A 13,975-nucleotide genomic window follows, 5' to 3' on the forward strand; every position below is an offset into this window, starting at 1 on the left:
TTTACTCCTCAAGCCTAACTATTTTTGCTCCAAGGCTTTTAAATTTCTCCTCAAGCCTCTCGTAGCCCCTATCAAGGTGGTAAATTCTATGCACCAAGCTCTCGCCATTTGCGATGAGAGCGGCTAGTATCAGCGCCGAGCTTGCTCTAAGGTCAGTCGCCATGACATCAGCTGCATTTAAATTTGCAGGGGCATAAACGCTTGCGATGTGACCATTTAGGCGGATATCAGCGCCCATTCTAGCCAGCTCACTAACGTGCATAAATCGGTTTTCAAAAAGTCTCTCATCTATCGTGCTAACGCCATTTGCTGCTAGACAAAGCGCCATAAACTGAGCTTGCATATCGGTTGGAAAGCCAGGATACTCAGTCGTTCTTATCTCGACTGGTTTTATCTCATTTGTCGGCAAAATAGTGATCTTATCGCCGTCTATTTCGATGCCAAAGCCCATCTCTTCAAATTTATTTAAAATGGCTGTCATGTGCGCAGCATTTGCCTTTGTGACTGAAATTTTACTATTTGTGATAGCTCCAGCGCAAAGGTATGTGCCAGCTTCGATCCTATCAGGGATGACTTCGATATCGCAAATTTCAAGTAGCTTTTGACCGCTACCAGTGATCTTTAGCTCGCTTGTGCCTATGCCTTCGATCTTGACGCCACTTCTTGCTAAAATTTCACAAATTTGCACCACTTCAGGCTCAAGCGCGACATTGAAAAGCTCTGTCGTGCCATGCGCAAGAGCTGCTGCCATGATGATGTTTTCGCTGCCAGTTACGGTGATCTTATCAAAAACGATCTTTGCACCTTTTAGACCATTTGGTGCGGTTGCGACAACGTAGCCTTGCTTTATCTCGATATTTGCGCCCATTTTCTCAAGTGCGTTTAGGTGCAGATCTATTGGTCTTTGTCCGATCGCACAGCCTCCAGGAAGGCTCACTTCGCAGTGTCCAAAGCGCGCTAGAAGCGGACCAAGCGTCAAGATAGAAGCGCGCATCTTTCTAACGATGTCGTAGTTTGCCGTGGTCGAATTTACGCTGCTCGTGTCGATACTTAGTGAGTTTTCATCTTTAAATTCACACTTTGCTCCAAGATTAACTAGCAACTGGCAAAGCGTCTTTATGTCAGCGACATTTGGGATATTTGTTAAATTTATCTTATTTTTAGCAAGTAGGGTTAGGGCGATGATAGGTAGGGCGGCATTTTTGGCTCCACTGATCTTTACTTCGCCGCTTAATTTGGCATTGCCTTCTATTTTTAAATAGTGCATCATTATTTTTTGCCTTAAGAAAATATTTTTTTTGCCGATTATATTGTTTTTAAACTTAGAGTAAAGAAAACAGGGCGCTATTTTCGCTTTATTTACATTTAAGAGTTAAAATTACGAAAATTAATTATTTTGGATAAAAATATGTTAAGTTTAATAAATAAAAGAATATTTTTTGCACTTTGTATCGCACTTTTTACAGGTTGTTCTTTCACCTCAAATGAGCCTAAAATCCCACAAAATGACTACAATCAAACCGCCTCTACAAATGGTGACTTTAGCAGACAAACTTCAAGTGAGCTTTTAGACGAAGATGACGGCAGAGCTGATAAAGAATTTGGTTCATTTTTTAAAAAATACTTAAACACTAGAGCAGGGGGCGACTGCTCAGGCTTCGTCTCTATAGTAAATGCAAAATATAAAAATATGTATTTTGATGAAAAAACTATCAATAACTACTACAGCAAGGGCGGCAGAAAGTCAAAAGCGATCTACAACTTTTATGAAAGCCAAAATTTGATCACTCATAAAAATCCAAAAAAAGGCGATCTCATCTTCTTTTCAAACACCCTTGGCAAAGGCATACAAAAAAATAAAGACAAGAAAAACGTCACTCACGTTGGTATCGTGACAGCCATACTTCCAGACGAGACAGTGAAATTTATCCACAACTCTGGCGGCAGGATCATCCACAGCTATATGAATTTAAAACAAAAAAACACGCATCTAAAGGGCGACAAAGAGATAAATAGCTACGTTGTAAGATGCTCAAACGCTAGCTGCCTTGCGGCAAATAGATTTGCTGGATATGGCAAAGCTAAGTAGCCCGGCTACATTTGCGCTTATCATTTTAAATTTAGCTGCATTTTTTAGTCTCACCTTTTTGCACTCGCGTGAGTTATGGCTCGCGCTTGGCTTAAATATCTATTTTTTAGAAAAACTCTATATATTTGAGCCCCTCACATCTATCTTTATACACGCAGGTGCAGGTCACTTGCTCATGAATATGCTCTTTTTATATCAAGTTGGCACGATGAGCGAGCTATATCTTGGCACGAAAAAATTTATCATTTTTTATATCGTTGGCGGCGTTTTGACGCAAATTTTAAGCTTTATTTATATATATTTTGCATTTGAAAATGAGAAATTTATAAATTTAGTAGGTGCAAGCGGCGCTTTGTGTATGCTCTTTGGCATGCTGGCGACCTCGGTGCTTTACTCAGACAAAAAGGCGTGGTTTGGCTACTTTGCCATAGTTGTTGCCATGAGCTTTTTACCGCTACTTATGGGCATAAATGTCGCATGGTACGCGCACTTTATAGGCTGGACTGTTGGCTGTTTGTATGCTAAATTTTACTTAAAGAGAGCAGATGAGATTTTTTGATGAGATCTGGGATATTTTAAACGAAGGCGACGTGGGGCTTAAATTTTTAAAATTTGAGCTATTTTACGAGAAATTTAGATCAAATTTGGATATTTGTTTTGATGAAATTTCTGCGCCAAACGAGCTAACTACCCCGTGCTACGCTAAATTTTGCGACGTCGTTAGTATGAAAGAGCTAAACAAAAAGGTAAAGCCAAAAGATAAAAACCTAAATTTCATCCACTCAGTCGCTCACATCGAGTTTAGCGCTATCGACATCGCGCTTGATGCTTGTTATAGATTTAGAGGGCTGCCAAGGGAGTTTTACGAGGACTGGCTGGAGGTGGCTGAGGATGAGATCAGGCACTTTTGCATGATAGAAAATTTACTCACAAAGCAGGGTGGTAGATACGGCGAGCTAAGCGTGCATGATGGCCTATTTATCGCACTTCAAAAGACTTCAGACAAGCTCACTAGCCGCATGGCGCTACTACCAAGATATATGGAGGCAAACGGGCTTGATGCAAACGCCCACATCATCAAAAGGCTAGAAGCTGAAGGCGGGCAAGAAGAGCTAATAGAGTGCCTAAAAGTCATCTTAAAAGAGGAAGTCTCTCACGTTTATAAGGGCGATAAATGGTTTAAATTTGCCTGCAAAAAAGAGGGTATTGATGAGAAAAGCTACTTTGACATCATCTTAAATTTATATCCAAATTCATTTAAAAGCATTAGAGAGATCAACGAAAAAGACCGCTTAAAGGCTGGATTTAGCGAGGAAGAGCTTAGTTGGATAAAGAATTTCTCAAAGGAGAGATTATGAGCAAAATTTATTTCATAAGGCACGCAAAAGCAGTTGATGAGAACAAAGACGGCGCAAAAGACGCCTCAAGAGAGCTTAGCCCAAAAGGAAAAGAAGACGCTAAATTTATGGCTAGCAGGCTAAAAATGTATGACGTGATGCCAGGAGCTATCTTTTCAAGCAGTGCCAAAAGATGCGAGCAAACAGCAAAAATCATCGCTAAAACTTTAAAATTTAAAGAAAAATCCATAGAGATAAAAGATGAGCTTTACGATATAAGCTTTGAAGATCTGTTGGAGTTTGTAAGAAATTTAGATAAAAATTTAGATGAAATTTTCATCATCACGCACAATCCAAGTGTGACTGAAATTTGCGAATACCTAAGCGACTCATCGATCGATAATATCCCAACGTCAGGCATTTTTTGCATAGAATTTGAGTCTGAATTTAAAGAGCTAAAAGAGGGCAGTGCAAAAGCTTTGTTTTTTGACCACCCAAAGAAACATCAAAGATAAGTTTTAGAAAAAAACGCAAATTCATTTATTGTGATTTGATAGGCACAAAGGATATCTACTTATTTAATTTTCAAATGCAAGTTTTGCTTTTGAACCAAAAAAATCTTCTACTCAAATTTTAAAATTTATCACTCCAATTCAAATTCATATTACCAATTTTTAAAATTTAACCATTTCAAGTTCAAACCGCCAAGCATAAAAGCAAATTTAAAATCAACTATAATTGCAATACCAAAATATGACAAAAGGTAAAATGCAAGGTATTTTATATATTTTGTATTGAAAACTGTAATTTTCAAATTGATATTTTAAAATCTTGATTCTGCTCTTTTGAAAGTTTTAAATGGCTATATTTGGATAGGTTTTGCATTTTATCTTTTGTGTGATCTAAATTTATCCATTAAATTTAGTGTAAAAATTTTTGTAAGAAAATGAGTTAAATTTTACACTTTTCAAAAATTGTGAAATTTGCATTTATCTTATACATAACTTAAAATTTGATCTACCCTACTTTAAAAAATGATGAGTGAGAGCCACCTTAATGAGTTTGTGACAATTGCGTTTAAAAACTAAACACCGACCTTGCAAAAGCCACGATAAATGCAAATAAAGCGCTCGCTTAAGAAAGAGTTATCTTTTACGTTAAATTTTTAGATTTGAGCGATCTTTCGTGCTAGATTTAAGAGATAGTAGTTAAATTTACTATGAAAACACGCCTGAAAACTATTTTTTTAAAGCCTAATTAAATTTTATCGTCAAAAAGCGTGTGGATATCTAGTGTGAAGTTTTTAGGCATAAAGATCGGTGAGTCTAAAATTTTAAGCACACCGTCATCAAATGAGAGAAATTCCACTACTCTTTTGCGCTTGTTATCAGTTTTTATGCTCATATTGGCTAGGCGCACTACCTTTATGATCTGCATTTTATCTGTCGTCCATTCAGAAAAAGCTAGAAATTTAGAGTCCTTTGAAAACAAAAAGCAAGCAGCCGCTCTCTCGCTAAGTAAAATTTGATGGGTGCTGCCATCTTTAACTAAATTTTGATCCAAATTTGATAGTCTTTTTGCGTGGTTTAAGAGCTCGTTTTTTAAATTTAGATAGTGCTCGCTATTTACAGAAAGTCGTAGCTCGCCAATGGTTGGAGCGCCCATGGCAACCTCGCAGCCTTCAAATTTGGCACTAAATTTGCCATCCTTGCTGCACGCGTTTGCCTCGTAGTCCCAAGCTGAACTCATAAATTTACCTATTAAATTTACCAGCCATCGCTTTATAGATATTTAGCTCATCTTGTAAAAGCGTGTATTTTGCTTTTAGTAGCCCTATTTTGGCCTCTAGTTCGCTATTTTTAGCCTCTAAAAACTGCTTTAGCTCGACCTTACCGTAAGAGTATTTTAGCTCGTAAATTTTTGAAATTTCCTCGTAGTTTTTTATCTGCTCTTGGTAGTTAGCAAGCAGTGCTTCGTCGTTTAAGTAGCCTTTGTAAAATGCGTCTATCTCGTTTAATGCGCTATTTAGAGTGCTTATGTAGTTTAGCTTTGCAAGCTCGAAATTTGCCTCGCTAACCTTTAAATTTGACTTTAGCTTGTGGTAGTTTAAAAATGGCAAATTCAAAGCGATGTTGCCATTTAGAAATTTAAGGCTGAAAGCTTCCTCTTTTTTGTCGGTGCTGCTTTTGAGGCTAGCTCCTAGCGTGATGGTCGGATAAAACTCTTTTTGGCTCACTTTGTAGTTTGATATGCCCTCTTCTATGCGGTAAATGGCCGCTCTTAGATCAGGGCGGTTTGCTATGGCGCTTGTTGGCACATCTAGATCAACGCCCACTCTTTTAACGGGACTTAGCGTGAGGTCTTCAAATTTAAGCTCAAATTCTGGCCTCTCATTTAGCAAAATCCTAAGCGTTTTTTTAGCACTCACAAGCTCTTTTTTGGCACTTTCTATCTTATTTTGAGCGCTTAAGAGCTGCGAGTTTATCTGCTTTAGACTTAGCGCCTCCTCTTTGCCAAGCTTAAATTTAAGCCCAACTATCTTATTTAGCTCATTATAAATTTCTAAAATTTGCTCATAAGTTTTTATACTCTCGTTTAGATATAAAATTTGAAAATAAGCATCTGCTACGGAGTTTATCACACTTAGTTTGCTAGCTTCCAGATCAAATTTGCTAGCTTCTGCTTCAAAGATCGCTGCGTCTTTGCTATTTGCTAGCTTTTGCCAAAGATCAAGCTCGTAGCTAAGCCCTATGCTTGAGCCAAAACTTCTACTAGAAGCGCCGCCCTCTTTTATATTTTTACTACTTCCAGCCTCGATGCCAGCGTTAAAGCTTGGGATGAGATTTGCCTGCAAAACGCCAGCTTGAGCGAGCGCTTTATTTACATTTATCGCAGCTTTTGCAAGGTCGGTGTTGTTTTTAAGCGCAAGCGCTACAAGCTCATCAAGATAGCTTTGCTGATACTGCTTCCACCAAGAAGTATCTAAATTTAGCTCACGGCTGGCGTTATCTTCAAATAAAATTTGCTTGTAGTTTTCATCTATATTTTTAACAGCGCAACCGCTTAAAACGAGCACTAAAGCTAGGCTTAGAAATTTCATATTACTCCCTTGAAAGCGCATCTATTGGATTTAGTTTTGAGGCGTTCTTGGCAGGCATGTAGCCAAAGATGATACCAATAGCCATCGATGTGACAAGTGCAAGCACGATCGAGCCGTTTGAAAAGATCATGCTAAAGCCGTTTAAGAAGTTATTAAAGATGTAGCCGATAGCGTAGGATAGGACGATGCCGATGGCTCCGCCTATTAGGCAAAGTAGCACCGCCTCTATCAAAAACTGCTGCAAGATGTTGCTCTGTCTGGCTCCGATCGCCATTTTTATGCCTATCTCTTTGGTGCGCTCGGTGACTGAGACTAGCATGATATTCATGACGCCTATGCCCCCAACTACGAGCGAAACGACGGCTATGCTTGAGATGAGAAGGCGCATGGTTGAAATGGTCTCTTCGATGGTTTGCTTGATGCTGTCTGAGTTTCTAGTGAAAAAGTCCTTTTTGCCGTGCTTGATCTCTAAAAGCTCGCTTAGGCTCTTTTCGGCGATTTGCGCATTGACACCTTCATTTACTTTAGCTGTGATCGAGCTTATAAATTTATCCCCAGTGATCTTGTTTAGCACAGTCGTGTAAGGGGCGTAAATTTTAAGCGTGCTTGAGTCGCCCATTTTAAAATCATCCTTTTGCAAAACGCCGATAATGCGAAGTGGCTTTTTGTTAAAAAGTATGATCTTGCCTATAGGATCATCATTTTTAAAGATGCTATTTTTGGTGTTTTGATCGATTAGAGCAACTGAATCAGAGTTTAAAACCTCGTCTTCATCGTAAATTCTACCCTCTTCTAGCTTTAGCCCATTTACGTCAAAGCTCCCTACTCCACCACCTTTTAGGCTCGCACTTAGCGAGATATTTTCATAGGTTAGCACGCCTGAGGTGCTTGTATTTGGCGTGACTGAGTCTAGAAAGGACTGCTTGGCAAGCATGTTTGCATCGCTTATGGAGAGCGTTTTTACCTTGCCTGAGAGCATATCGCCAAAGCCTTTACCGGGCATGATGTCGATCGTGTTAGTGCCGATCTTTCTAATGCCAGCTAAAATTTGCTCCTGCGAGCCTTTGCCAAGGGCCACGACGCTAATGACTGCGGTTATGCCGATAATAATGCCAAGCATGGTTAAAAGCGACCTTAGTTTGTGAGCGAGCATCGCATTTACCGACATTTTAAAGCTTTCAATTAGCTGGTCTTTATAGTAGGTAAATTTGCTCTTTTCTGGCTGAGTTTGCTTTGCAGTCTCGTAAATTTCACTGTTTTTTACATTATCACTTACGATGTTGCCATCTTTTATCTCGATCACCCTACTCGCATACTCTGCTATCTTTGGGTCGTGCGTGACGATGATGATAGTGTGGCCTTTTTTGTAAAGATCAACCAAAATTTCCATCACTCTTAGACCACTTTTGCTATCAAGCGCGCCTGTTGGCTCGTCTGCTAATATGATCTCGCCACCATTCATCAGCGCCCTTGCTATGGAGACCCTTTGTTGCTGTCCGCCAGAGAGCTTGTTTGGTAAATTTTTCGCTTTTTCGCTAAGACCAAGAGAGTCTAAAATTTCCATCCCTCTTTTCTCTCGTTCGCTCTTGTTTGCACCTGCGTAGATGCTTGGCAGCGCTACGTTTTCAAGGGCGTTCATCGTGCTAAGAAGGTTGTATCTTTGAAAGATAAAGCCAAATTTATCTCTTCTAAGCTTGGCAAGGGCGTCGCTATCAAATTTTGATATATCTTTGCCGTCCAGCAAATACTCGCCACCACTTGGGCTGTCTAAGCAGCCAAGGATGTTCATAAGGGTTGATTTGCCAGAGCCAGACTGACCGATGATGGCTATAAATTCACCCTTTTTTATCTCTAAATTTATGCCATGCAAGATCTCTATCTCATTCTCGCCTAGCTTAAAGCTTTTGGTGATGTTTTTTAGACTTATCACTTAAAACTTCTTATGTTCTTTTGCGATCATCTTAGCGATCTCGCTTGATGAGCCTTGAGATGTGATGATCTCGTCGCCTTCATTTACACCGCTAATGATCTGCGTATCGAGGTTATCTTTTATGCCAGTTTTGACCGCTGTTTTTACGGGCTTGCCATCTTTTAGCACATAGACAAAAGTGCCGTTTTCATCTTTTTTGATGCCGATGCTTGGCACGATGATGGCGTCCTCAACATTTGCTATTAAAAGCTCGTTTTGCGTGGTCATGCCTATTCTTAAAATTCCATCTTTGTTATCAACGATGCTTTGCGCGTAGTAATAGACCGCCGAGCTGCTGCTAGAGCTACTTGAGTATGAAGACTTACTGCTGCTACTTGAGCCGTAGCTGCCGTCACTTAGCGTGGTGAGCCCAGGGTCGATCGAGCTAACAGTCGTTTGAAATTTCTTCGTTGGCTCAGAGAGGATAGAGTACTCAACTGGCGTGCCGACTTTTATCTTGGTGATGTCGCCCTCTGCTATTTGCATCTTCATCTTCACATGGCTAAGATCGGCGATATTTACGATAGTTGGCGTAGTTTGGTTGGCATTTACAGTTTGACCCTCTTCAACCTGCACGCTTACAACGGTGCCGTCTCTTGGTGCGGTGATCTTTGTGTAGCCTAAATTTATCTTAGCGGTGCTTAGCTCGATATTTGTCTGCTTGATCTGTGCTTCAAGCTCCTTTATCTTTGCGCTGTTTGCGCTAAAAGTGTTTTTTGCGCTTTCAAATTCTTGCTTTGAAGTGGCATTTTTGGCAAAAAGTGCATTTTCTCTATCAAACTGCGTTTTAGCGATATTTAGAGCTACTTTTGCGCTTTCAAGCTGGGCTTTGTAGATGGCTAGCTGTGCCTCTTTATTATCGATGCTATTTTGCTGGGTCGAGCTATCGATACTTGCGATCATATCGCCCTTTTTTACCTGATCTCCAAGCTTAACATAGAGCTTTTTTATCTGACCGCTCACCTGAGCTCCCACGTCGATTAGCTCAGTGGCGAAAATTTCACCAGTCGCATCGACCTTTTTGCTAAATGAGCCCTTCTTTGCCTTTTTGGTGATAAACTCCACCTTTTCATCTTTTACCTTAAAAAATTTATCGTAGATAAAATATCCACCGACGCCTAAAATAAGTAGAATTATTAAAATTTTAGTTTTTTTCATCGCTTCTCTTTGTAAAAAATTGGTAAATTCTACTTCACAATAGTAAATACTCTTTAAGCTTCCTCTTTTGCCATGCCAGCCTCTATCAAAAACCTACTTGGCTGATAAGTCACCTTCTTTATCTTGTCGTATTTTGCATAGCTTAAATAAAGCTCGTCTTTAGCCCTAGTTACTGCTACGTAAAAGAGCCGTCTCTCCTCTTCTAGGCTGCCGCCCATGCTCATTAGCTTTAAATTTGGAAAGCGATTTTGCGCGAGATCTACTATGAAAACTTGGTCAAACTCAAGCCCCTTGCTCGCATGCACGCTAAGCAAGCTAACGCCCTGCCCTTCGCTCATCTCGTTGCTACCAAGGGCTAAGAAGTTGTAAAATTTACTGATATCTTGATACTTTTTAGCTAGCTCGCTTAGCACCACGCTCTTTGCCATTATGCGCTCTTTGACCTCTTCTTTGAGCGCCAGATCGACGTTGCCGTTTTTTAGAGTTGCCCTTTTTGTGCTGATGTTTTCGACGATTAACGAGTAAATTTTGCTAGTTTTTATCTCATTTATCATCGTGGCTGGCTTTGAGATATTTCTCATGCCTCTTAAAAAGTTGTAAATTTCATACAAAAACTGCGCCCCACTCTCGCTTAGCTTTTGTAGTTTTAGCACAGGGTGTCCTAGAAATTTATCGCTAAAGCCAAGCTTAGAAAACCTTGAAACCTCGGCAAATTCGTCAAGGTCGTCAAAAAGGCCTAGCTGGTAGTTTCGCCTTTTATTTGATGAGATATTTACGCTCTCATCTGGCTCAACTATCCCTTTTATCAAATTTCCATGCCCAAGCTTAAGCAGTGCGTCAAAAATTTCTTTGCTAACTGCGCTGCCAACGCCTTTTGCGTATTCGCAGATGTGGATAAAAGCCATTATATCTTTTGGATTGACATAAATTCCCATTATGTCGATGAGCGCCTTGATCTCACGGCTCTCAAAAAAGCTCACCCCGCCCTTTCGCTTTGAGCCGATACCCCTCTCTTTTAGTGCGACCTCGATGCCATCGGCTGATGAGTTATTTCTAAAAATTATGGCGATATTTTCTCTATTAAATGGCGAAAACGAGATGATATCAGCGATATTTTGATACTGGTCAAAAAGCTCGTTATAGACAAGTAGTCTTGGAGGCTTGAAATTTCCCTCGCGACTAACTGTGAGGTGCTTTTCATAAAGCCTTGGGTTGTTGTTTATGACCTTATTTGCGAGAGCTAGTATGCTTGAGCTTGAGCGGTAATTTACATTTAAAGCGTAGATATTTGCGTTTGGGAAGCGATCTTTAAATGAGCCAATGATCTCGATGTTTGCGCCGTTAAATGCGTAAATGCTTTGATCAAAATCGCCCACGCAAAAGAGGCTCTTTGTCTTAAATGCGTCTATAAGGCTGCCTTGAAGCGTGTTTGTATCTTGATACTCGTCGATCAAAATTTCATCATAAGATAAATTTGCCCCCTTTTTTAGCTCATCGCGCATTTTTATGAGAAGATCGTTAAAGTCAGCGTAGGCAAATTTAGCCTTTTCAGCCTCAAACTCCTCTAAAACATCTTCATAAATTTCAGCATAAACGCCCTGCTCTTCGCTTTTCTCACTTATCCATTTGCCAAAAGTTGTGCCTTGCTCGCTGTTTTGAAATAGCGAGTAAAGGTCGTATAGATATGCCCCGCCGTAAGGCTTGACGTCGCTTAAATGGTAAAATTTACGCCTCTCAACAAGACTTTTTAAAAGCGTCTTTAGCTCGCTTGGTTGCTTTAGCGTGACGCCTTTATCAAGGCTTTTTAAAAGTGAAAATGAGACCGAGTGGAAGGTGCCTGCGGTAATTTTGGAGGTAATTTGTTTATCAAAATACCTATTTAAACGCTCTATCATCTCGCTGGCTGCTTTGTTGGTAAATGTTAGAAGCAAAATTTTCTCTGGCGCAACGCCTAAATTTAGTAGATGAGCGATGCGAGCGACAATCGTGCTAGTCTTGCCAGTGCCAGCTGAAGCGATGATGAGATTGTGTCCAAATGGCGCAGTTGCGGCGGTGTATTGTTCTTTGTTTAACCTAGATAAGGGCATTGTTTCCTCTTTATTAAAAAGGGCTAATTATAGCTACTTAAACTTTAACAGCTATAATCACGCCGATGAAAAAGTTTAAATTTTTAAAATTACTTGCCCTATTTTTGGCTCTAATGGTTGCTACTTTTTTGATACTGGATCAAATTTATCCACTAAATTTAGACGCACTAAAAAAAGACGAAGCCAAAATTTTGCTTGATAAAAATGGAAACATTATAAATATGAAGCTTAGTAGCGATGGAATTTGGAGATTTCACGAGCAAAGCTTTCCAAATTCGCTAAAACAATGCGTTGTGCTTTTTGAGGATAGATACTTTTACTACCATTTTGGCGTAAATTTTGCCTCCATTTTTAGGGCATTTTTCCACAACCTAAAAAACGACAACCGCATAGGCGCTAGCACTATCACGATGCAAGTGGCCAGGATGCTTGAGCCAAGTGATAGGAGCTATAAAAATAAGATAAGAGAAATTTTTAGAGCATTTCAGCTTGAGCTTCACTTTAGCAAGGATGAAATTTTAAATTTATACCTAAATTTAGCCCCATATGGTGGCAATATCGAGGGTGTAAAGGCGGCTAGCTTCTTTTACTTTGGCAAAGAGCTAAACGGGCTTAGCTACGCTCAGGCCGCACTTTTAAGCACAATACCAAAAAATCCAAATAAAAATAGACTTGATAGAGTCTCAAACATAAACGCCCTAAAAAACAGGGTCATAAAGATGCTTTATAAGGCAAATTTAATCGATCTTAGTGCCTTTAAAAGAGCTCAAGCTGAGCCATTTAAAAATGTAAGAATAAGAGCTGTCGTAAATGCAGGCGACTACGCAAATGTCGCTTTTAAAAACCAAATCGTAAAGGCAAGTTTGGATCTAAATTTACAAAAAGATATGCTTAAAATTTTAAAAGACGCGATGTTTTCGCTAAAGGCCAAAAACGCAAACAACGCCGCAGCCGTGATCATCGACAATAAAAAAATGAGCGTTGTTGCCTTTATCGGCTCGCATGATGAGCGCGCGCGTGATGGCAAAAACTCAGCCCTAAATATGAAGCGAAACACAGGCAGCACGCTAAAGCCTTTTATCTACTCTCTTGCGCTTGATAGCGGGCTTATCACGCCAAATTCGCAGCTAATTGACACGCAAATTTATGTAAATGAATATGTGCCAAAGAACTTTAACAACGACTTTTTGGGGCTTGTAAGCGCAAAGGACGCTCTAAATTTTAGCCTTAATATCCCAGTCATAAATTTAGACTTAAAACTAAAAGAAAACTCGCTTTATGAGCTGCTTGAAAAGGTAAATTTAGTTGATGAAAACAAGGAGTTTTACGGCTCTTCGATAGTTTTAGGTAGTGCTGAGATGAGCCTGCTTGATCTTGCGCATCTTTATACGATATACGCAAATGAGGGCATTTATAGGCCGCTTGAGTTTGCTGGGAAAAACTACAAAAATGAAGACAAAAACATAACCCTCATCTCGCCTCAAAGCGCCTATCTAACCGCTAAAATGATGAGCGAGGCCTCAAGGTCATATCTAAAAAATGCTTGGCAATACGCGCAAAACACGCCAAAAATCGCCTTTAAAACAGGCACAAGTGCAAACTCACGCGATCTTTACGCCATAGGTGTCAATGAAAACTACACGATAGCCGTCTGGGTGGGCAACTTTAACGCTGAAAAAACTGACAAGCTAACTGGGCTAAATGACGTTTCAAAGATCGTTTTTGATATGTTTAAGATCACGGCGCAAAGGCAAAATTTAGAGTTTATGAGCGAGCCAGAGGGCATCGAAAAAGTGCCAACCTGCCTTGATGCTTTTAGTTATGAAACATGCAAAAAAACGGCGCTTGATGATAGGATAGTTGGAGTTAAACTGCAAGATAAGTGCGAGAGTTTAAGAGGCGAGGAGCTTGAGTTTTTGATAAAAAATGGCTTTTTAGACAAAGACGAGGTCAAAAATAGCCCTTGCGCTGAAGTTTACAAAGACAAAAAGCCAGTCTTTGCCTATCCGTATGACGGCGAAGAGATCGTGACAGATGAAAATGTAACACAAATTATGCTAAAATGCTACGCGTTTTTAGGTGATGAAATTTACCTAAAAGTGGATGATTTGAACTTTTCTAAGATAGAAAATGCAAGTGAAAAAAGGCTAGATCTAACTCTTGGCGAGCACACTTTAAAATGCCTTGATCAAAACTCAAATCAAAGTGAAATAACAATAAAACTAAGGAGATAAA

The 13,975-nt window shown here is 39.8% G+C and carries 11 protein-coding genes; 5 read left to right on the forward strand and 6 right to left on the reverse strand.

Going from position 1 to position 13,975, the window contains the following annotated elements; genetic code table 11:
• Position 1: 1 nt before the first annotated feature.
• Positions 2–1,270 carry a UDP-N-acetylglucosamine 1-carboxyvinyltransferase gene (gene murA, locus F3G86_RS05865; RefSeq protein ID WP_149723292.1) on the reverse strand — a complete coding sequence of 423 codons (1,269 nt, stop codon included), beginning with the start codon at positions 1,268–1,270 and terminating at the stop codon, positions 2–4.
• A gap of 138 nt (positions 1,271–1,408) precedes the next feature.
• On the opposite strand from murA, the gene F3G86_RS05870 reads away from it, so the two are divergent.
• The 4 genes from F3G86_RS05870 to F3G86_RS05885 are packed head-to-tail and all read left to right on the forward strand — an operon-like array spanning position 1,409 to position 3,941.
• On the forward strand, positions 1,409–2,089 hold the full coding sequence (locus F3G86_RS05870; protein ID WP_103610146.1) for an NlpC/P60 family protein: 681 nt from the start codon (positions 1,409–1,411) through the stop codon (positions 2,087–2,089).
• Positions 2,073–2,648 carry a rhomboid family intramembrane serine protease gene (locus F3G86_RS05875; RefSeq protein ID WP_149723293.1) on the forward strand — a complete coding sequence of 192 codons (576 nt, stop codon included), beginning with the start codon at positions 2,073–2,075 and terminating at the stop codon, positions 2,646–2,648. The genes F3G86_RS05870 and F3G86_RS05875 overlap by 17 nt, the downstream gene beginning before the upstream one ends.
• Positions 2,635–3,447, forward strand: coding sequence for a ferritin-like domain-containing protein (locus F3G86_RS05880; protein ID WP_107969612.1), 813 nt, complete (start codon positions 2,635–2,637; stop codon positions 3,445–3,447). The genes F3G86_RS05875 and F3G86_RS05880 overlap by 14 nt, the downstream gene beginning before the upstream one ends.
• Positions 3,444–3,941 (forward strand): SixA phosphatase family protein, encoded by a 498-nt coding sequence (locus F3G86_RS05885; RefSeq protein WP_107829673.1) that lies wholly within the window; start codon positions 3,444–3,446, stop codon positions 3,939–3,941. The genes F3G86_RS05880 and F3G86_RS05885 overlap by 4 nt, the downstream gene beginning before the upstream one ends.
• Positions 3,942–4,683: 742 nt before the next feature.
• Here the strand turns inward: F3G86_RS05885 and F3G86_RS05890 are convergent.
• The 5 genes from F3G86_RS05890 to F3G86_RS05910 are packed head-to-tail and all read right to left on the reverse strand — an operon-like array spanning position 4,684 to position 11,740.
• Positions 4,684–5,175, reverse strand: a complete 492-nt coding sequence (locus tag F3G86_RS05890) for a flagellar protein (protein ID WP_149723294.1) — start codon at positions 5,173–5,175, stop codon at positions 4,684–4,686.
• Positions 5,176–5,179: 4 nt separating this feature from the next.
• The gene (locus F3G86_RS05895) at positions 5,180–6,526 is read right to left on the reverse strand and encodes a TolC family protein (protein ID WP_149723295.1); all 1,347 of its coding nucleotides are present in this window, start codon (positions 6,524–6,526) and stop codon (positions 5,180–5,182) included.
• A gap of 1 nt (position 6,527) precedes the next feature.
• Entirely contained in the window at positions 6,528–8,456 is a 1,929-nt protein-coding gene (locus F3G86_RS05900; protein WP_149723296.1) for a MacB family efflux pump subunit, read from the reverse strand.
• Complete coding sequence (locus tag F3G86_RS05905) at positions 8,457–9,653, reverse strand: efflux RND transporter periplasmic adaptor subunit (RefSeq protein ID WP_149723297.1); 1,197 nt, start codon at positions 9,651–9,653, stop codon at positions 8,457–8,459.
• 53 nt (positions 9,654–9,706) lie between these two features.
• Positions 9,707–11,740 (reverse strand): ATP-dependent helicase, encoded by a 2,034-nt coding sequence (locus F3G86_RS05910; protein WP_149723298.1) that lies wholly within the window; start codon positions 11,738–11,740, stop codon positions 9,707–9,709.
• A gap of 65 nt (positions 11,741–11,805) precedes the next feature.
• Between F3G86_RS05910 and pbpC the strand changes: the two genes are divergently transcribed.
• Entirely contained in the window at positions 11,806–13,974 is a 2,169-nt protein-coding gene (pbpC, locus tag F3G86_RS05915) for a penicillin-binding protein 1C (protein WP_149723299.1), read from the forward strand.
• Position 13,975 lies beyond the last annotated feature (1 nt).

Source organism: Campylobacter concisus, from assembly GCF_902460595.1.
GTDB lineage: Bacteria > Campylobacterota > Campylobacteria > Campylobacterales > Campylobacteraceae > Campylobacter_A > Campylobacter_A concisus_BL.